The 19,070-nt window shown below is 33.1% G+C and carries 19 protein-coding genes; all 19 read left to right on the forward strand.

Annotated elements, in window-relative coordinates:
• The first annotated feature begins 2 nt into the window (after window positions 1-2).
• A complete protein-coding gene (locus ACQ2HF_RS08330) occupies window positions 3-644 on the forward strand; it encodes a sulfotransferase (RefSeq protein ID WP_432409970.1) in 642 nt (213 codons plus the stop codon).
• Window positions 641-1,711, forward strand: coding sequence for a DegT/DnrJ/EryC1/StrS family aminotransferase (locus ACQ2HF_RS08335; RefSeq protein ID WP_432409971.1), 1,071 nt, complete (start codon window positions 641-643; stop codon window positions 1,709-1,711). Before ACQ2HF_RS08330 ends, ACQ2HF_RS08335 begins: the two co-directional genes overlap by 4 nt.
• Window positions 1,708-2,409 carry a WbqC family protein gene (locus tag ACQ2HF_RS08340; protein WP_432409972.1) on the forward strand — a complete coding sequence of 234 codons (702 nt, stop codon included), beginning with the start codon at window positions 1,708-1,710 and terminating at the stop codon, window positions 2,407-2,409. The genes ACQ2HF_RS08335 and ACQ2HF_RS08340 overlap by 4 nt, the downstream gene beginning before the upstream one ends.
• A gap of 2 nt (window positions 2,410-2,411) precedes the next feature.
• A complete protein-coding gene (locus ACQ2HF_RS08345; RefSeq protein WP_432409973.1) occupies window positions 2,412-3,071 on the forward strand; it encodes an acetyltransferase in 660 nt (219 codons plus the stop codon).
• 2 nt (window positions 3,072-3,073) lie between these two features.
• On the forward strand, window positions 3,074-4,006 hold the full coding sequence (locus ACQ2HF_RS08350; RefSeq protein ID WP_432409974.1) for a hypothetical protein: 933 nt from the start codon (window positions 3,074-3,076) through the stop codon (window positions 4,004-4,006).
• A gap of 4 nt (window positions 4,007-4,010) precedes the next feature.
• Window positions 4,011-5,051 carry a hypothetical protein gene (locus ACQ2HF_RS08355; protein WP_432409975.1) on the forward strand — a complete coding sequence of 347 codons (1,041 nt, stop codon included), beginning with the start codon at window positions 4,011-4,013 and terminating at the stop codon, window positions 5,049-5,051.
• Window positions 5,048-6,745, forward strand: coding sequence for a glycosyltransferase family 2 protein (locus tag ACQ2HF_RS08360; protein ID WP_432409976.1), 1,698 nt, complete (start codon window positions 5,048-5,050; stop codon window positions 6,743-6,745). Before ACQ2HF_RS08355 ends, ACQ2HF_RS08360 begins: the two co-directional genes overlap by 4 nt.
• Window positions 6,720-7,667, forward strand: coding sequence for a glycosyltransferase family 2 protein (locus ACQ2HF_RS08365; RefSeq protein ID WP_432409977.1), 948 nt, complete (start codon window positions 6,720-6,722; stop codon window positions 7,665-7,667). The genes ACQ2HF_RS08360 and ACQ2HF_RS08365 overlap by 26 nt, the downstream gene beginning before the upstream one ends.
• 29 nt (window positions 7,668-7,696) lie before the next feature.
• Window positions 7,697-8,653 (forward strand): glycosyltransferase family 2 protein, encoded by a 957-nt coding sequence (locus ACQ2HF_RS08370; RefSeq protein WP_432409978.1) that lies wholly within the window; start codon window positions 7,697-7,699, stop codon window positions 8,651-8,653.
• 158 nt (window positions 8,654-8,811) lie between these two features.
• Window positions 8,812-9,765 (forward strand): glycosyltransferase family 2 protein, encoded by a 954-nt coding sequence (locus ACQ2HF_RS08375; RefSeq protein WP_432409979.1) that lies wholly within the window; start codon window positions 8,812-8,814, stop codon window positions 9,763-9,765.
• Window positions 9,766-9,839: 74 nt separating this feature from the next.
• Window positions 9,840-10,760 (forward strand): glycosyltransferase family 2 protein, encoded by a 921-nt coding sequence (locus ACQ2HF_RS08380; RefSeq protein ID WP_432409980.1) that lies wholly within the window; start codon window positions 9,840-9,842, stop codon window positions 10,758-10,760.
• Between the two features lie 22 nt (window positions 10,761-10,782).
• On the forward strand, window positions 10,783-11,508 hold the full coding sequence (locus ACQ2HF_RS08385) for an FkbM family methyltransferase (protein WP_432409981.1): 726 nt from the start codon (window positions 10,783-10,785) through the stop codon (window positions 11,506-11,508).
• Entirely contained in the window at window positions 11,508-12,293 is a 786-nt protein-coding gene (locus ACQ2HF_RS08390) for a glycosyltransferase (protein ID WP_432409982.1), read from the forward strand. Before ACQ2HF_RS08385 ends, ACQ2HF_RS08390 begins: the two co-directional genes overlap by 1 nt.
• 89 nt (window positions 12,294-12,382) lie before the next feature.
• Complete coding sequence (locus ACQ2HF_RS08395; protein WP_432409983.1) at window positions 12,383-13,330, forward strand: DUF6625 family protein; 948 nt, start codon at window positions 12,383-12,385, stop codon at window positions 13,328-13,330.
• Window positions 13,331-13,370: 40 nt separating this feature from the next.
• On the forward strand, window positions 13,371-14,501 hold the full coding sequence (locus ACQ2HF_RS08400; protein WP_432409984.1) for a glycosyltransferase family 4 protein: 1,131 nt from the start codon (window positions 13,371-13,373) through the stop codon (window positions 14,499-14,501).
• 8 nt (window positions 14,502-14,509) lie between these two features.
• Window positions 14,510-15,652, forward strand: coding sequence for a glycosyltransferase (locus ACQ2HF_RS08405; protein ID WP_432409985.1), 1,143 nt, complete (start codon window positions 14,510-14,512; stop codon window positions 15,650-15,652).
• Window positions 15,649-16,680, forward strand: a complete 1,032-nt coding sequence (locus ACQ2HF_RS08410; protein WP_432409986.1) for a glycosyltransferase family 4 protein — start codon at window positions 15,649-15,651, stop codon at window positions 16,678-16,680. The genes ACQ2HF_RS08405 and ACQ2HF_RS08410 overlap by 4 nt, the downstream gene beginning before the upstream one ends.
• Window positions 16,681-16,698: 18 nt before the next feature.
• Window positions 16,699-18,132: an MBOAT family O-acyltransferase gene (locus tag ACQ2HF_RS08415; RefSeq protein WP_432409987.1), complete on the forward strand. Its 1,434-nt coding sequence runs from the start codon at window positions 16,699-16,701 to the stop codon at window positions 18,130-18,132.
• Between the two features lie 3 nt (window positions 18,133-18,135).
• Window positions 18,136-19,068 carry a hypothetical protein gene (locus ACQ2HF_RS08420; protein WP_432409988.1) on the forward strand — a complete coding sequence of 311 codons (933 nt, stop codon included), beginning with the start codon at window positions 18,136-18,138 and terminating at the stop codon, window positions 19,066-19,068.
• The last annotated feature ends 2 nt before the right edge of the window (window positions 19,069-19,070 follow it).

Consider the following 19,070-nt stretch of genomic DNA (forward strand, 5'->3'; position numbering starts at 1 on the left):
TTATGATATTTAAAAAAAAAATAAAAATTTTTTGCATAGGTGCAGGTAAAACAGGTACTACTTCAATTGAAAAAGCTCTGTTTGATTTAGGTTACAAGATGGGGAATCAAAGCCAAGGAGAAATGCTATTAAATGATTATTCAGATAGAAATTTTGCGCCTATCTTAAAATTTTGTAAAACAGCTGATGCCTTTCAAGACGCGCCCTTTTGCTTTAAACATTTATATGTGGCTCTAGACCAGACTTTCCCAGATTCAAAATTTATATTGAGTGTTCGCGATTCTGAGGAGCAATGGTATAATTCATTTATCCAATTTCAAAGTAAACTTTTTGCCGATGGACAAAGAATGCCGACTGTTGATGACTTAAAAAATGCTAATTATAGGTATAAAGGGTATGTTTGGGAAGTAAGACAAAAAGTTTATGGTATTACTGAGAAAGATGACCCGTATGACGCTCAAATATTAAAAAAATATTATCAAAGTCATAACAATGCCATTCTGGATTATTTTAGAAATAAAAATAATCTTTTGATTTTAAATTTATCTGATAAAAGTTCTTACAAAAAGTTATGTAACTTTTTAAATAAGAAACCACTTTATAATGAGTTTCCTTGGAAAAATAAAACTAGTGCCATTAAATGATAAATGTTACAAAAACCTTTCTACCACCCCAAGCGGAATATCAAGCTATTTTAAAAAGAGCATGGGACAAAGGCTGGATGACCAATAGAGGTGTTTTGGTACAAGAACTGGAGACAAAACTCAAAGATTATTTGGGGGTTTCTACTATTATAGCAATGACCAATGGTACCCTGCCACTTCAAATAGCCATTAAGGCACTTGGCTTGCAGGGAGAAATTATTACAACCCCTTTTAGCTATGTTGCTACTACGTCAAGTATTGTTTGGGAAGGATGTACACCTGTTTTTGTAGACATACACCCAGCGTATCTCACCATAGATGAAAATAGGATAGAAGCTGCCATAACACCCAAGACTTCAGCAATTCTGGCAACACATGTTTTTGGGAATCCTTGCAACACTGAAGAGATTGAAACCATTGCCCAAAAACATGGATTAAAAGTAATTTACGACGCTGCGCACTGCTTTGGAGTGGAGTACAAAGGAAAAAGTATTTTTGAATATGGTGATGTGAGTACGTGCAGTTTTCACGCTACCAAGCTCTTTCATACCGGTGAAGGTGGTGCTTTGTTTTGTAAAGAGGAATACCATGAAAAAATGTTTTACCACCATAACTTTGGACATAAAGGCAAAGAAAACTTTCAAGGAGTTGGGGTAAATGCTAAAATGAGTGAATTACAGGCAGCTATGGGGCTTTCGGTTCTGCCATATATGGAGCAAATATTGGCAGGTAGGAAAGAAGTAATAGCTTTATACAAAAATTTATTAAAGGATACCGATGTTAAATTTTTAAAATTACGCCCAGGCACCCTTAGTAATTATAGTTATTTCCCAGTCATTTTTCCTTCTGAAAAGAAAACGATAGCTGTTATAGAAGCACTTTCAGAAAAGAAGATTTTTCCAAGACGATATTTTTATCCTTCTTTAAATACATTACCCTATATCAATTATTCAGAAATGCTGGTCTCAGAGAGCATTAGTACAAAGGTTTTATGTTTGCCGTTGCATCCAGATCTTGATGCTGAAGTAGTAATGGCTATTTCTAATACCATAAAAGATGTTGTATGAATGTAGCAATTATGCAACCCTACATATTTCCTTATTTGGGTTATTTTCAATTAATACATTCTGTAGATACTTTTGTATTCTACGATGACGTAAATTTTATAAAGCGTGGATGGATAAACCGTAATCAGATACTCGTAGGTTTGGAAGCAATACTGTTTACTGTTCCCTTAAAAAAGGCTTCACAGAATAAATTAATTAATGAAATAGACACTGCTATCAGTGAAAAATGGGTGTTGCAATTTTATAAAACCATTGAACAAAATTATAAAAATGCACCATTTTTTAATGAAACTTTTGGAATCCTAAAAAAAGTATTTGAAAAAGGACACACTAACATTAGTTCACTTGCAATAGAAAGTATTTTACAAATTTCAAATTACCTACAATTAGATACCCAATTTGAGGTGAGTTCATTAGAATATCCACATACTGCCAGTCTTCCAAAAGCAGAAAGACTAATTGCTATATGTAAAGAAAAAGGCAGTGATACGTACATAAATCCTTCAGGCGGAAAAAAACTCTATCAAAAAAATACTTTTAAGGAAGAAGGGATTACTCTTTCGTTTATTGAAAATGAGTTATTACCTTACAGCCAGTTTGGAAATCAATTTGTAATAGGACTTTCCATGCTTGACGTTTTAATGTTTAATTCTGTTGAAGCAACAAATAAATTAATATCAAATTATAAACTTAACTAAGAATGGCAAAAGTTATAATTTTTGGCCTTTTAGATACCGCTGAATTAGCGCACTACTATCTTGAAAATGATTCTGAACACGAAGTTGTTGCCTTTACAGTGAATAAGGAATATTTGAATGTGAAGGAGTTTAGAGGTTTGCCAGTTATAGCATTCGAAGATATTGAAACACGCTATCCTCCGGAAGATTTTAATTTATTTGCTCCAATGACAGCAAAACAAATGAACAAACTGCGCGAGCAGGTTTATAATGAGGGAAAAGCAAAGGGATATAATTTTATAACCTACATAAGTAGTAAGGCTACTATATGCGATAATGAGATTGGTGAAAATTGTTTTATTCTGGAAGATAACACCATCCAGCCTTTTACAAAAATTGGTAATAATGTAGTGCTTTGGAGTGGTAACCATATTGGCCATCACGGGATAATTAAAGACCATGTTTTTTTTACTTCACACGTAGTGCTGTCTGGACATTGCATTGTTGAATCTCATTGTTTTTTTGGGGTGAATGCCACTATAAGAGATTATGCCCACCTTAGCAAAGGAAGCTTGATTGCAATGGGTGCAAGTTTAACCAAACAAGAAACAGAAGAGTGGGGTGTTTATGTAGGCAACCCTGCAAAGAGAATTGAAAATAAAATTAGTTACGAGGTGTATTAATTATGAATTGGGAAAAGAAAGGATTAATATTTAAACCCGCCGGAAATTTACCGTGGAGCCGTTCGCATGCACAGGTTCCATTTGCAATGCCCATAGATAATGACATTGTTCGAATTTTTTATGCAACGCGGGATGAAAATAGTGCTTCATCTACTTCTTTTATAGATGTTGAAGCCAATAATCCATCAAATATTGTATATCAACACGATAAACCAGTATTGTCGAAAGGATTGAGCGGAAGTTTTGACGATTCTGGAACTATGCCAGCTTGGTTTGTTGCTCATGAAGGAAAGTTGTATTTGTATTATACAGCTTGGAACAGAAGCGTGGAGGCATCTTATAGGCTTTCAATAGGTATAGCCGTAAGTGAAGATAATGGACTCACTTTTTCTAAAATGTTTAAGGGTCCCATTATGGATAGATCAATTTTTGACCCAATTTGGGTAGGCCAACCCTGTGTTTTAGTGGAAAATGGTATATGGCGTATGTGGTATCTAAGCTGTGAAAAGATTGAAATAATTAACAACCATCCAGAACCTTTTTACAATGTTAAATATGCACAATCAAAAGATGGAATACATTGGGAACGAAAAAATCAAATTTGTATAGATTTTGAATTTGGCACTATAGATGCCATTGGACGTCCCTGTGTTTACAAAGAGGATGGGATTTATAAAATGTTTCATTCAAATAGAAAAGCTATTGGGTATAGGGAAGATAAAACTGCAAGTTATTCAATAGGTTATTCAGAGTCGAAAGATGGTATTGCTTGGTCAAGAATGGATCACAAAGCGGGAATCTCAAAAAGCCAAGAAGGTTGGGATTCTATTATGAACGAATACTGTACATCTTACGTACACAACGGAAGCCGATATCTAATTTATAATGGAAATGGTTTTGGTGCTTCAGGGTTTGGTTATGCTATTTTAAAATAATATTATGACAAAGTATATTCATATAGGCTTTCCTAAAAACTTTTCTACTTCCTTGCAAAGGGATTATTTTTCAAAACACCCAGAAATTTATCATTTGGGAATAGGGCTGGATTCAAATTTGGGATATAGAGATGCGATGGTTGAGAAAACCTTGGAAGTGTATCTAAAAACGTGTAAAGAGTATAAGTATTTAGAGGAAAAAGGTAAGATTACAGCCCACTTTCAAAACATTTTCAATTCAGAAAAAAATACTCAAAGAGCGATAGGTATTTCTGCAGAGCATTTAAGTTTTTCATTTTCCTATGACAGTCTTTCTGCACCCGAGAAAGCAAGAAGACTATTTGAAATATTTGGAAAGGAAACCAAAATTATAATGATTGTAAGAAACCAATTTGACTTGATTAAATCTTTATATAGAGAGAGTGTGAGAGTAGGTTTTGCAGGAGACTTTAACTCTTATTTTAAATTGATTTACAAATATCAGGATAGAAACTTCATTTATGATTTTAGATATGATTTGATGTTTGAAACGTATACTAAACTGTTTGGATCTGAAAATGTAGCAGTTTTTTTCTTTGAGGAATACCGGGAACAAGATGGTGAAATGATATTGGGTAATGCAGGTATTAAGTTATTTGAAGACTTGAATATTTTTTTAAAGCTTTCAAATCCAGAAATGGTTTTAGAGCATTATAATGAAGCATTACCTTCAAAAAAAATACTGAATAAAGCACTGCTTAACAAAGCTGAACCTCATGATTTGGGAAATCATTTATTGGAATCTGCAGAAAAGCATCGTATAAAAAAATATTTGGAAGAAGACCTTCATTATATTGAAAACGAAAATAAAACATATTCTGATGTATTGGTAAAAAGAAAGCTTACAGAAAAAGCAATTACATCCGAAGATTCAAATCTTATTAGCTATAATATGGATGCTCATATTGTGGATAAACTAAAAAGTTTTTATGAAACAGGAAATCGAAATTTAGAAGCAGTTATTCAACATAAAATGCCAAAATCTTACTTTAATTTGGTGTTATGATTCAGAAACCAATAGTAAGCGTTGTCGTTACGACATATAATCATCAAGAATATATAGTTGAGTGTCTTGAAAGCATTCTAATGCAAAAAACTACCTTTCCTTTTGAAATAATTTTAGGAGATGATGAAAGCTTAGACGATACTCGAGAAATCTGCAAACAATATGCTTCTAGATATCCAGATACGATACGTTTATTTTTGAGAAATAGAAAAGATGTTATCCATATTAATGGTAACCCGACAGGTCGTTATAATTTTATAGAAAACCTTAAAGCTTGCGAAAGTGAATATATCGCCCTCTGCGAAGGTGATGACTACTGGACAGATCCTTTAAAACTTCAAAAGCAAGTGGATTTTATGGAAAAAAATCTAGATTATGGCATTTGTTTTCATAAAGTAGCTATATACGACGAAAGTTTAAAAGTACTATCCCATAATGTCCCTACAAGAAATGTCCCTACTGAAACAAGTATTATAGATTTAGCTAGTGGTAATTATATACATACTCCGTCTGTATTACTACGTAATGATTTCAATTTGCCAAATTGGTTTTGTAACACTGTTATAGGGGATTGGACATTTTATATGATTATAATTAAAGATAGAAAAATTAAGAAGATTGATGACGTTATGGCTGTTTATCGAAAACACGATAATAGTATATGGTCAAAAAAAACAAAAAAACACCGTATTTTAAACACATTAAAAAGTTTTCAGTTGGTGCAAAAAAACGTTGTGTTGTCAAAAAAAACGCATCTTGCTTTACAAGAAAGTATAATTTCTTATAAAAAACAACTTTCTAATTTAAAGGTTAAAAACACAAGCCCATTAGTGTCCATCTGTATCCCAACATATAACGGAGCCCTTTTTTTAGAAGAAGCTTTGGAGTCTGTAAAGAATCAAACTTACAGTCCTATAGAGGTTATTATTAGCGATGATAATTCAAATGATAATACCTTAAAAATAGCAAATAAATTTAAAGAGTGTGTAAGTTTTCCAGTAACAATTGCCTCCCATGAACCAAATGGAATTGGTGCTAACTGGAACAATTCTATAAAACTTGCAAACGGGAAGTTTATAAAATTTCTTTTCCAAGATGATGTGCTTTTACCAGACTGTATAACAGAGATGGTTTCCATATTTAGACAACATAAAAATTTAGGATTGGTTTCCTGTAAACGAGATTTGATTGTAGACAATTATACTAACCCTGAAACAAACAAATGGATTCGAAACTATAAAAATTTACAAGTCCAGTTTGATGCTGAAAATGAAGATGTAATGTTTATTGACAAGTCCTTTTTCTCAGAGCCGTATTTTGAAAATCCTCCTAAAAACAAGATAGGTGAACCCTCTTCAGTAATGTTTAAAAAAAATATTCTTGATTTTGTAGCTGGCTTCGATATAGATCTTAAACAGAGTTTAGATTACGTGTTCTATTATCGCGTTCTAAAGGTGTCTCGCATTGCTATAATAAATAAATCTTTGGTGAAATTTCGGTTACATAAAGACCAAGCAACGAATATAAACCGAAATAAACCCATTGCAGATTATGAAATTTATAAAAAAATTCTATATAAAGAGTTTTTACCGCTATTACATCCAAGTCATAAAAAAAAGTTAGTTTTGAAGTTTTCCAAAACAGCTTGTTTAAAGAAGAAACTTAAAAGTGTCCTTAAAAAATTTATCCCATAAAATTAATATAATCATTGTTACCTATAATGGCATACCTTGGCTTCAAGAGTGCTTGAGCAGTTGTGAGGACTTTCCTGTTGTAGTGGTAGATAATGATTCTTCAGATGGAACAGTTGCTTTAATAAAAAAGAAATTTCCAAAAGTGCAGGTATTCCCACAAAAGCAAAACCTAGGTTTTGGTCAAGCTAACAACTTAGGTATACGGTATGCCTTAGCTAACGGAGCAAATTATGTTTTTCTTTTGAACCAGGATGCTTATCTGGAAACGGGTTGTATTGAAAAGCTTGTTGCTGTACAGAAAAGAAATGCTAAATATGGGATTTTAAGCCCTGTGCATTTAAATGGTAATGGGAATGTTTTGGATAAAAGTTTTTCAGGATTTCTTGCCTATAAAAATAATCGTTTTTTCTATTCAGACTTTGTTTTAAAAAAACCTTTACAGGAAATATATGACGTTCCGTTCGTGAATGCCGCTGGATGGTTATTGTCAAAAAATATATTAGAAACAATTGGGGGTTTTGATCCTATTTTTTTCCATTATGGGGAGGATGATAATTTTTGTCAACGTGCAAGATTTCATGGATTTAAAATTGGGGTTGTTCCTACTACATATTTAAGACACGACAGAGAAAATAGACCCATAGAAAAGTTTGAAAAAGGGACTGAGAAGTATTTTCAGAGAATGGAATTAAGTCTAAGAGTTCGATATGCTAATATTAATAACGAGGATATTTCTAAAATGAAAGAGCAGCTCTTCATTAAAAAAAAGGATTTATTGAAGGCTTGTATTAGTTTAAACTTTAATAGAGTGAACCTACTCCTAAAGGAAATTAAATTGTTTAATAAAAATACTTCTGTTATTAAAAATAGTCGTAAGATAAATACAGAAATAAAATCAAAGTATCTTTATATCAATAATTGAATAATTTTATACTTAAAAAAGTACTCTGAGTGTTACCTAACGAGCCATTAGTATCTATAATAATCCCCACATTTAATCGAGCGATTTTAATAAAGGAGACATTAGACTCTATACAGATCCAAACATACAAAAATTGGGAGTGTATTGTTGTTGATGATGGAAGTACCGATAACACAAAGGAAGTTGTAGAAAAATACCAAAAAGAAAATAATCGCTTTCATTTTTACAGGAGACCTAATGATTACTTACCTGGTGGAAATGGCGCGAGGAATTTTGGTTTAAAAATGTGTAAAGGAGACTTTGTGAATTGGTTTGATAGTGATGATGTAATGGTGAAGAATAAATTAGAAATTCAATTAAAGATTTTTGAAGAACAACCTTTTGATTTTGTAGTAAGTCAATGCTCTAAATTTATTGGAGAAACAAGTAATATAATTGGTTTAATGTCTAAAAGAATTTTCTCTGAAAACCCTTTTGAAGATTTTGTAAAAAAAAACATTAAGTTTTCAACACCTTCAGTTCTTTTTAAGAAAACATTTTTGACACAAAATAAATTCACTTTTGATGAAGAATTAAAAGCGGGTCAGGAATGGGAGTTTTTCTCAAGAATCCTTCAAGTTAATCCTTCGGTTGGGTGTACTTTAGATTCTCTTAGTTTAATAAGAGTCCATGATCAATCTATTAGTGATAAAAAAAATAGTATAGAAACTATTTGGAACTATACACTTGCGAGAGTAAAAATTTATTGGTTATTGAAAAGACGTGATGAACTGGAAAATTTTAAAGCTTTTTTTAAAAGCTATTTCAAGTACAATTTTTTCATTTTTGTGAGTGCTAAAGAGTATGCTCATGTAAGATTTATGATAAAAAAAGTGTTTCCAGGTTTATTCTCACCAACCGAAATTTTAAAAGCTTCGTTATTTTATATTTTAAGAAGGTATTTTGGAAGGGCACACAAGTTAAAAAATAATATTTTTGAAGATTAAATAATTATTTTTTAAATACATTAACCAATGCATCAAAAATAATTTGTCTCAATAATAAAGCATTAAAGGTTGATTGTATTGAGTTTTTTCACTTTATGGCGTCAACACGTTGGTTTTTTATTATTTCCATATAATGTTTTAATACAACCAATGATTAAATGAATATTTCTGTAATTATTCCCGCATACAACGCTGCGGCTTTTCTAGAGAGAGCTGTACAAAGTGTTTTACAGCATCCAGAAGTGAAGGAATTACTGTTGGTGGAAGATGGCTCAACCGACGATACCCTACAGGTTTGCCAGCGACTGCGTGCCGCCAATACGAATGTGCATGTATTTCAACATCCCAATGGGCAAAACAAAGGAGCGGGAGCCTCCAGAAATTTAGGGATAGCAAACGCAACCCAGGAATATATTGCGTTTTTGGATGCCGATGATTTTTACACAGCCAGACGTTTTAAAAAAGAAAAAGAAACTTTTGAAAATTACCCAGACGCAGATGGGGTGTATGGAGCCATAGGTGTGGAGTATTTGGATGCTATAGGGGCAAAAGCTTGGGAGGCAAAAGGTCTAGATCAAGAGACGCTTACAACTGTAAATAAAATCCTGCCTCCAGATCATTTATTTGAATATATAGCAGGTATTTATAACGCAGATGGCTACACAGGTTATTTTAGTATTGATGGATTGACCATTAAACGAAATGCTATTATAAAATTGAAATTAGAGTTCGATACATCGCTTCAGTTACATCAAGATACGGTATTTATGTGGCAGGCTTCGTATCATTTAAAATTATATACAGGGGAATTCGAGCTGCCAATTGCTGTTCGTGGCGTGCATGCAGACAATAGATTTATCCATAAAAACAAACTTCACGCTAGTAGAAGTAAACAGTATAAAGTATTACGAGATTGGGGACTTCAAGCATCATTAGATAAACGTGTTGTGAATCGGTTTCAGTTACGCTTTTTTAGGAATTATCTACGGTCAAAAAATAGTTGGGAAAAACCATTTTTTTATATGAAACTGCTCTTAAAAGACACTTATACGCGTAATTTGTTTGGGAAGAAGCAACTAAAAATAGTAAAAGAACTTACGTGTAATGATTAATATGTATTATTCAAGAGGCAAAAAATAAGTGCCTCTATAGCAAGTTTTCTTATCTTCGTGCCAAACAAAAACCAATGCCACCTTTGGTAAGTATCATTATTCCAACCTTTAACCGTGCTCATTTAATTGGTGAAACGTTAGACTCTATTTTAGCACAAATATACCAAAATTGGGAGTGTGTGGTGGTAGATGATGGAAGTACTGATGCTACGTTCCGAATTTTAGAACAGTATTCGTTAAAGGATAATCGTTTTAAATTTATCTCAAGACCAGTTAACAAACCAAAAGGCGCCAATGCCTGTAGAAATTACGGCTATGAAAAAAGCAAAGGGGACTATATCCAATGGTTTGATAGTGATGATACCATGCATCCTGAAAAAATTAAGATTAAAATAGACTATGCACTTGCTGAAAAGGCTGACATTGTTGTAGATAGTCATACTATGGAAGCTCAAATTATCTTACACGAGAATCCCAAAGTAGAAGTTTTTGAAAGTGCAGAATTTTATGTGGATTATATTTTGGGAAAGAAACCAGTGATTACCAATGATGTGATGGTGAGAAGGTCGGTAATTGGTTCCCATCGATTTGATGAAAACCTGCACAAAGCCCAGGAATACGAGTTTTTCACTCGTTTATTTGAACAAAAATTAAAGTATTGTTTTGTAGACCAGAAGTTAAGCTTTTATAGGCAATCCGTAGATTCAATTTCTAAAGGGAGCTATGCGGGTAAAAAAAGTAAAGCAGAATCACTAATCTATTTGTCAAAATTACACATCAAGAAGTTTAGTGATCATGAAGGAATAATAGCAAAATCTGAACGACAAGGAAGAAAAACCTACAAGGACTTGATGCTTAACAATTATCTAGATGTCATTTTAAAGAATTTTAATTTTTTTAGAAGATGTCATCACAAATCAATTATAGTCTTTTCTGCTTTTATATGTTATAATCTTATAACAAAGTCTGGATTTGATGTGATAAAACCTAAATAAAATTAGTGCCTAACAGAAATGTATGTTATTTAAAAACTACTATTATTTAGCCCTTGCTTCTCTTTCTAAAAAACTAGGAAGGGGTAAGTATTATAGAAAAAATCTTTTCTCTACCCGTAGGATTTTAGAAAAAAACTTCCCGGTGGCTTCAAACTTTTGTTTTTTGCAAGTGGGAGCTAATGATGGGGTAAGTTTTGACTCATTATATAGTTTTGTAACACAAAGAAAAATTTCAGGTATAGCAATAGAGCCTATAGGAGAATACTACCACGAGTTATGTGAGAATTATAAGCAGTATACAAATATAGTATGCGTGAACAAAGCAGTACATGAAACCGAAACCACAGCTACTATTTATAGAATTGATTCTAAAGAAACCGAACAGTATCCAGATTGGGTAAAAGGTATTGCATCATTTAATAAAGAACATTTAACAAAATTTGAGTTTATAGATTTTTCTCATATTATCGCAGAAACAGTTGAAGCAGCGCACCTTATGGATATTGTTTCGAAGACCTCTTTTACAGCGTTCGACTATTTTCAAATAGATACCGAAGGGTATGATTTTAAGGTAATCAATATGTTCGATTTTACAAATTATAAGCCGAAGATGGTAAAAGCCGAATATATCAATTTATCTGATTTAGAAAAGAAGGCAATAACTCGAAAGCTTAAGGACGAAGGCTATTATGTTTTTTTACAAGGGCTCGATATTATAGGAATTAACTTGCGAAAAATAAAACTATAATGTCAATTCCTAAAGTAATACATTATTGCTGGTTTGGGAATAAAGCTATCCCCAAACGGTTACAATATTGTATACAAAGCTGGAAGCAACTGCTACCAGATTATACGTTTAAATTATGGAATGAAACTAATACAGAATTTGATTGTGAATTTATAAGGACTGCGTATGCTGCCAAAAAATGGGCTTTTGTTGCAGATTATGTACGTATTAAAGCTGTATATGATTTTGGTGGTATCTATATGGATACCGATATGTTATTGCTAAAATCATTGGATGATTTTCTTGACAACAAATGTTTTTTTGTAGCCGAACATTCATTAAGCATTGGTTCTTGTATTTTTGGTGCTACAAAGCACAACCTTTTCATTAAGTTATGCCTAAATACTTACCATGCAGAGGAGGTTGTTTTGTCCACCAGTCCTAAACGGGTTACCAATACGTATTTAAAAACGTATAATGCTCAGAAAGATTTTAAAGAAAATATTCGTGTTGATGGGCTCACCATATACAAACCAGCATACTTTTATGCCTTGCCCTATCAAAAACTATATGATATACATCAGTATAAAAAATATCTTACCGAAGCATCGTATGGGGTACATTTATGGGAGGGTTCTTGGCATACCTATAGCGAATTGGTGTTACTTCGTAGAAAAGAGTATAACAAAGCTCTTAAAAAGATAGGAGATACAATTTTTAAAGAAAAAAAACTGAGTCTGGCTTATTTAAGAAAAGTTATGGTTGCACTGCGCGATTCGTTAAGAACCAAAGATGCTTTTAAATAAAATATTTTGTACGCTTATGTTTCTGTTTCACGTCATATGTATAAATTGCAATAACTATTGTGCCACCTTAGGCTTAAAGAAAAATTAATTTGAAAAGCATAGTATTTATTATACCATTTTTTGGCAAATGGCCTATTTGGTTTGATGCCCACCTTTTGTCTTTAAAAGCAAACCCAACAATACATTGGTTATTTTACACAGATTGTAAAATTCCGAACGACCCTCCCCCTAATTGTAAATTTGTAAAAAGCACTTTACAGGATATGGAAGTTTTGTTTTCGTCCAAAATTGGTGTTTCAATTACTATTGATGAACCATATAAACTCTGTGACCTAAAGCCAAGCTATGGGTACGTTTTTCAAGACGATATAAAAGATTTTGATTTTTGGGGTTTTACAGATGTTGATATTATTTGGGGAGCTATTAGAAAAGAAATGACTCCTGAAGTATTAAAGAGCTTTGATATTATTTCTTCAAGGAAGGGCTTGATATCAGGACATTTTAATCTTTTCAAGAATAATGATTCAATTAATAAATTATACAGAAAAAACGATTGGTATAAAAAGTCTTATACAGACCAAAAAATGAAACGGTTTTGTGAAGGAACCTTCTCAGAAATTATAAAAGAAGCTTTAAAAGAAAATAAAATAAGAGTAAAATGGGACAGAATCCTTAGCAACCAAGAAAGGGGTATAGATTCCCACCAAGAATATTATTTGGACAAATGGCTATGGATGGAAGGTAAAATGTTAGAACTTAAAAATGGAAAACCTGTTCATGAAGTGATGTATCTTCATTTTATAAATTGGAAGCGAACAATGAAATATTGTAAAATAAATTATCCTGAACATCCTTCAGAATTTTACATCAGTTATACTGGGGTGCATTATAAGCCACATTGGAAAATAACGAAAATAGCAAATGGATTTAAGAATTTATTTGATGGGTATTGGATGCATGAGACTATAAGAAAAAAAAAACATAGAATAAGAAGCTTAACAAAAAGGGTAATAAGAAAAGTACAATCGAAAATTTGAATTTTTAAATATTAATATTCTATAAATTTATTTTTAGTAATTGAAAACAATTTCCTTACTCCATCCATTTTCAGCCAAAGCCATAGGCCTAAGTGAACAAGATCTTTTTTTTTCGCACAGCAAACCGCATGAAAAGGCCTTGCTTGCATTGCAGAAAGAAGGATATAAGGTTTCTATAGCTTATTTTACAGGTAAGTTATTTCCATTTACAAAACAAGTTAACGGTATATCCAAACGCTTTTGGCCTGTAACCAAACCAATTCTTAAAAAAAGACACGGCTGGCGTAAACAACATTCATTTTTCCATTATTGTGCCTCTTTATTTACTACTCCAGATATAACCATTATCAATATGTCTGGCCACGGGAGCCCCTATTGTTTTAAATTGGCTAAGATGCTTGCGAAAAAAGGGAAGCCTTATATTGCCATGGTAGGTGGATTACATATTTCTGAAAATAAAAAAACTTTTCAATATTTTAATAATGCACACCACATTATAGTCCATACCGAAGTACAAAAACAACAATTACAACAAACGGATACTTTTAAAAATCTACTTATTGTAGTAATGCCATTAGGGATAGATACTACTGTTTTTATTCCGAAATATAAAGCCCTGAAGAGCTTCCAATTGTTATTCGTAGGACGTATTTCCAGATTGAAACAAATTGAACTTTGTATTTATACACTCGCCTATTTAATAGAAAACAAAGTAACCAATGTCTCTTTAGCTATTGTTGGACCCATGAGTGATGCTGTTTATTTTGAAGAACTTAAAGCACTAGCAACACGTTTGGAAGTCGGGTCGCATATCACATTCGCAGGCTCGGTATTACAGAAAGAATTGGTGCCTTATTATCAAAATGCAAATTTACTGTTGCTGCCTAGTGCGCATGAATCTTTTGGAATGGTCATGGTGGAGGCTATGGCGTGTGGTACTCCTGTTGCCGCCTTGAAAGACGCTGGAGGCCCTGACGAAATTGTGCTTGATAAAATTACTGGTATACTGGCAACCAAGGAAACCTATGCGGAGCGTATTTTGCAGTATATACAATCTGAAGAAATGCAACATCAATTTCAAACTTCATCTAGACTAGAGGTAGAAAAAAAATGGAGTCTTAAACAAACAGAGGTAGCTTTAAAAGCTACAGTGAACCTTGTTTTTAGTTAATTTGTATCATGAAGCCTAGCTGCACCGTACTAATTCATACCCCACAGGAGCTAAACCATTCTTCCTATATCCAAACGGGTCTGTTTGAGCTGGAGCACATGGGGGTGATTACAGTGAAGGTAAAACTATCCTTTAAAAGGAACTTGGGTTTCCTTACTGTTACTAAAGATGGTATCATTACAAAAAAGGAAAGGCCCCATTCCAAGACTTCTTTTTATACACTTATAGATCACACTACGAACAAAAAAATAACTTTTGCTGCCGATTTGTACGACCATGCGCCGCACTTTTCAGGTGTAGCTTTAAAGGAATGCGACTTTTATTTTAAAAGAAACTATGAAAGCAGGTTTGTAAAGGGAATCAAAGCCGAAGCCAATGCAAAGGTCAAAAAACTTGGGATTGTCTTTGGTTCTTTATCCGAAAATAGACGTTCCCGGGGAAAGTTTAAAACGGGTTTGTTTGTTACAAATTTGTCCTTGAACTTAAAATGGGATCGCAACCCTGTAAAACGGCTACTAAAATCCTATGGGTTTCAAAAACACCATTGGAACTTTACCAATGCCGCCAGAACGATTGCGCGTTTTGAGAATTTTGAGAATGCTACAACAGACACGATTATGTTTCAGACCCGGTGTTTTTTACACGAAAAAGACAAGGATTTACAAGAAATACACCAGCAGCGCTACCGTATCATTAAATTACTACGCAAAAACTTCTCTGATACATTTGAAGGGGGCTTCGTGCCGTCCACGTTGGCAAAAACAACGTATGGAGATGCGCTTACCAATGTACCCACCCAACCAGAGGAATATTTGGACGCCATGAAAAAAGCCAGAATAGTCATTTATACTCGTGGCTTGGCAAATTCGCCCGCTTGGAAAATGGCAGAATATTTATCGCAAGGAAAGATTATTATTGCCGAACCACTTACCGCAGAACTGCCCGTGCCGCTTACGGAAGGAAAAGAACTTTTATATTTTAAGACGGATTCAGAATTGATTGAAAAAATAAAACTGGTTTTGGATACTCCTGCGCTAGGTGAGGAGCTTTCAAAAAACGCCCGCGCTTATTTTGAAACCCACGTACACCCTGTTCAAAATACAAAACGTATCTTGGAGCTTATGTTGAACAGAAGCCTTGAGAAGTCGTGAAGCTATTTTTAATCCATCATCGCTCTCCACATCACGCCAGTAAATCTGGCTATGGTAGGTTGCTAGCGTATCTAGATGCTAAAGTGATTTATGGAACTACCAAATTTCCATTTCGTCTGGCTAAAATTATTGCGGGTTTTCATTCCCAGGCAATGGGGAATTATAATGTTGGGAGTGTCTTAAAAACAATTGAATTGTATAAGCTACTCAAAAAAGAGAAGGGGCAACCATCTATTGTACATTTTCTAAATGGAGAACGCGACATTCGCTATTTAGGTTTCTTAAAAAAGCGATTTCCAAATACCCGTTTTGTGGCTACATTTCATAAACCACCTGAAGTTTTAAAGAAAATAATTACAAACAGTACCGCCTTGCAAAAATTAGATGGCGCTATTGCCGTTGGGGCTAATCAGGTATCATTTTTAAAGGACTGGTTGCAGTTGGAAAACGTGGTGTATATTCCACATGGCGTTGATACAAAATTTTTCTGCCCAAACCCTTCAGTTAAAAATAAAAACAGTTTGTTGTTTGTAGGACAGCACCTTAGAGATTTTAAGACCTTTAATACAACGATTCCAGAAATAGCTACCCTCTTGTCTCAACTGAAAGTTACTGTGGTTATTCATCCTAGCTACGCCCATAAGATTGATACGCACGAACAGTTAAATATACTAACAAATGTAGATGACGAAATGTTACGAACGCTGTATCAAGAGGCTTCAGTATTGTATTTGCCTATGTTGGATAGCACGGCTTGCAATTCTATCTTAGAAGCTATGGCTTGTGGACTTCCCATAATTACAAGTAATGTAGGTGGGAACGCTATCTATTTAAAAAATACGATTAACCTTTTAATTGAACCTGGTAATGAGGAGGGGTATGTTCAAGAAGCTACAGTAGTTATGCAAAACCTACAAAGATTGTGCGAGATGGGAGTGCAGTCTAGGAAAGAGGCCTTAGAAATGGACTGGGAGTGTGTTGTGAATGAACTTCAGACTTTTTATAGTCAATGTTTGCTAAAAAATTAAAAACGTTTTAAAAGATAAATGATTTTTAACTCCTTAGATTTTGCATTGTTCTTGCCTGTAGTATTTTTATTATACTGGTTTGTTTGCAATAAAAATTTAAAAGTCCAGAATATTTTAATTGTTATTGCTAGTTATGTATTCTATGGCTGGTGGGATTGGCGGTTTCTTTTTTTAATTCTATTTAGTACAATTGTAGATTTTACGGTTGGGGTGTTATTAGACAAGGAAAATAACCCCAATAAACGAAAAGGATTACTATGGGTAAGTATCTTAGTTAACTTAGGGTTTTTAGGTTTCTTTAAATATTATAATTTTTTCTTGGACAATTTTGTAGCATCGTTTTCTTTTTTTGGGATGGATATACAAGCAAATTCGTTAAACATTATTCTTCCTGTAGGTATAAGTTTCTATACATTTCAAACACTAAGTTATTCTATAGATGTGTACCGAAGAAATATGCCAGCAACAAAAGACTTTATTGCTTTTTCTGCTTTTGTAAGTTTCTTTCCTCAATTGGTAGCTGGTCCTATTGAGAGAGCAACACGATTACTCCCTCAATTTAAGAAGGCACGGAAGTTTGATTATAGTGAAGCAGTTATAGGGTTGAAACAGATTTTATGGGGTCTTTTTAAAAAAATGGTTATTGCAGATAATTGTGCCTATTATGCTAATATGATTTTTGATAGTCCTGATGGTCTTTCTGGTAGTACGCTATTGTTAGGTGCACTATTTTTCACATTTCAGATTTACGGTGACTTCTCTGGGTATTCAGACATTGCTATTGGAACTTCGCGATTGTTTGGTTTTAAACTCATGCGAAACTTTGCCTACCCATATTTTTCTAGGAACATAGGTGAATTTTGGCGCAGATGGCATATTTCTCTATTCACATGGTTTCGTGATTATTTATACATTCCATTAGGAGGTTCTAGAGGTTCCAAATATTCGCAAATACGAAATATTTTTATTGTTTTTGTAGTGAGCGGCTTTTGGCATGGGGCCAATTGGACCTTTGTCTTTTGGGGTTTTTTAAATGCATTGTATTTTATTCCTTCAATGCTTGCCAAGAAGAATAGACAGTATATGGATATTGTTGCAGCAAATAGTTACCTGCCTAGTTTAAAGGAATTTTTAAAAATAGGATTCACATTTTTGTTAACAGTATTTGCGTGGATTTTCTTTAGGGCAGAAAACATGGCTCAAGCAGTTGCATTTGTGAAAGGAATAGGAAATAGGTCTCTTTTTGAAGTTCCTTCTATAAGACCAACCGATCTTTTTATATTAATTTTAATCTTTACAATACTAGAATGGATAGGTAGAAAATATGAATTTCCTTTGCAATTCAATTTTATTAAGAACAGAGCATTAAGGTGGTCTTTCTACATACTCATAGTATTAATCATAATTGTTTTTAGCGGAAAGCAACAAGAGTTCATCTATTTTCAATTTTAAGAGATGGGAAAATTTTTAAAACAACTAAGTTTATTTTTTTTGCTATTATTTATGGTTTGTTTACTAGTCTTTGGTATACAAACATGGGTAATAAGGTCACATTCCAATTTTAAATTTTCAAAAGATTACGATTATTTTATGATTGGGCATTCACATCCTGAATGTGCTTATAACGATTCTTTAATTGGGAATTTCAAGAATATAGCTGCTTCTGGAGAAGCTTATTTCTATACCTACTATAAGCTGAAAGAATTGTTGAAAGACAATGATAGTGTTCAAACTGTAATGATTGAGTTTACTAATAATCAAATAGATTCAGCAATGGATAAATGGATTTGGGGTGATAAATCGATTTCACAATTTTATACAAAATATGGTTCGTATGTAGATTTTCATGATCATGTATTACTGAGTAAAGAGAGTTTTGGTTCTGTAATAAATAGTTTTTCAGTTTTGCAAAAACGAAACTTTATGAGAATTATAAAAAATGATTATAATTATGTAGGCCATATTGGTGGTTATGTTTACTATGATAAAAGTTCTGTAGAAGCAGCGAAGGTAACTCAAAGAACAAAAAGAAAGAATCACCCCGTTCATGAGAGTAATTCAATCAATCTTTTATATTTAGAAAGAATTATTGCACTCTGTAAAGAAAAGAATAAAAGAATTATATTGGTGCGGACTGCACAGCACGCATCATTAAAAATGAGGGAGAACGAAGAAAAGTATTTAAAGGTATATTATACGAAATTTAGTGATTTGCCATTACTTGATTTTAATGATTTTGAAATTCCAGATTATGGCTTTAAAGATTTGGAGCACTTAAATTATAAAGGCGCAATCATGATATCAAAGACTATGGATTCATTAATTCAAAATAAAGTTTTTGATGGCTATTTTTCTAAGATAGACAAAAGAATAATTATTACCAAGTAATC

The sequence above is a fragment of the Rasiella sp. SM2506 genome, from assembly GCF_050859505.1.
In the GTDB taxonomy this organism is placed as follows: domain Bacteria; phylum Bacteroidota; class Bacteroidia; order Flavobacteriales; family Flavobacteriaceae; genus Marinirhabdus.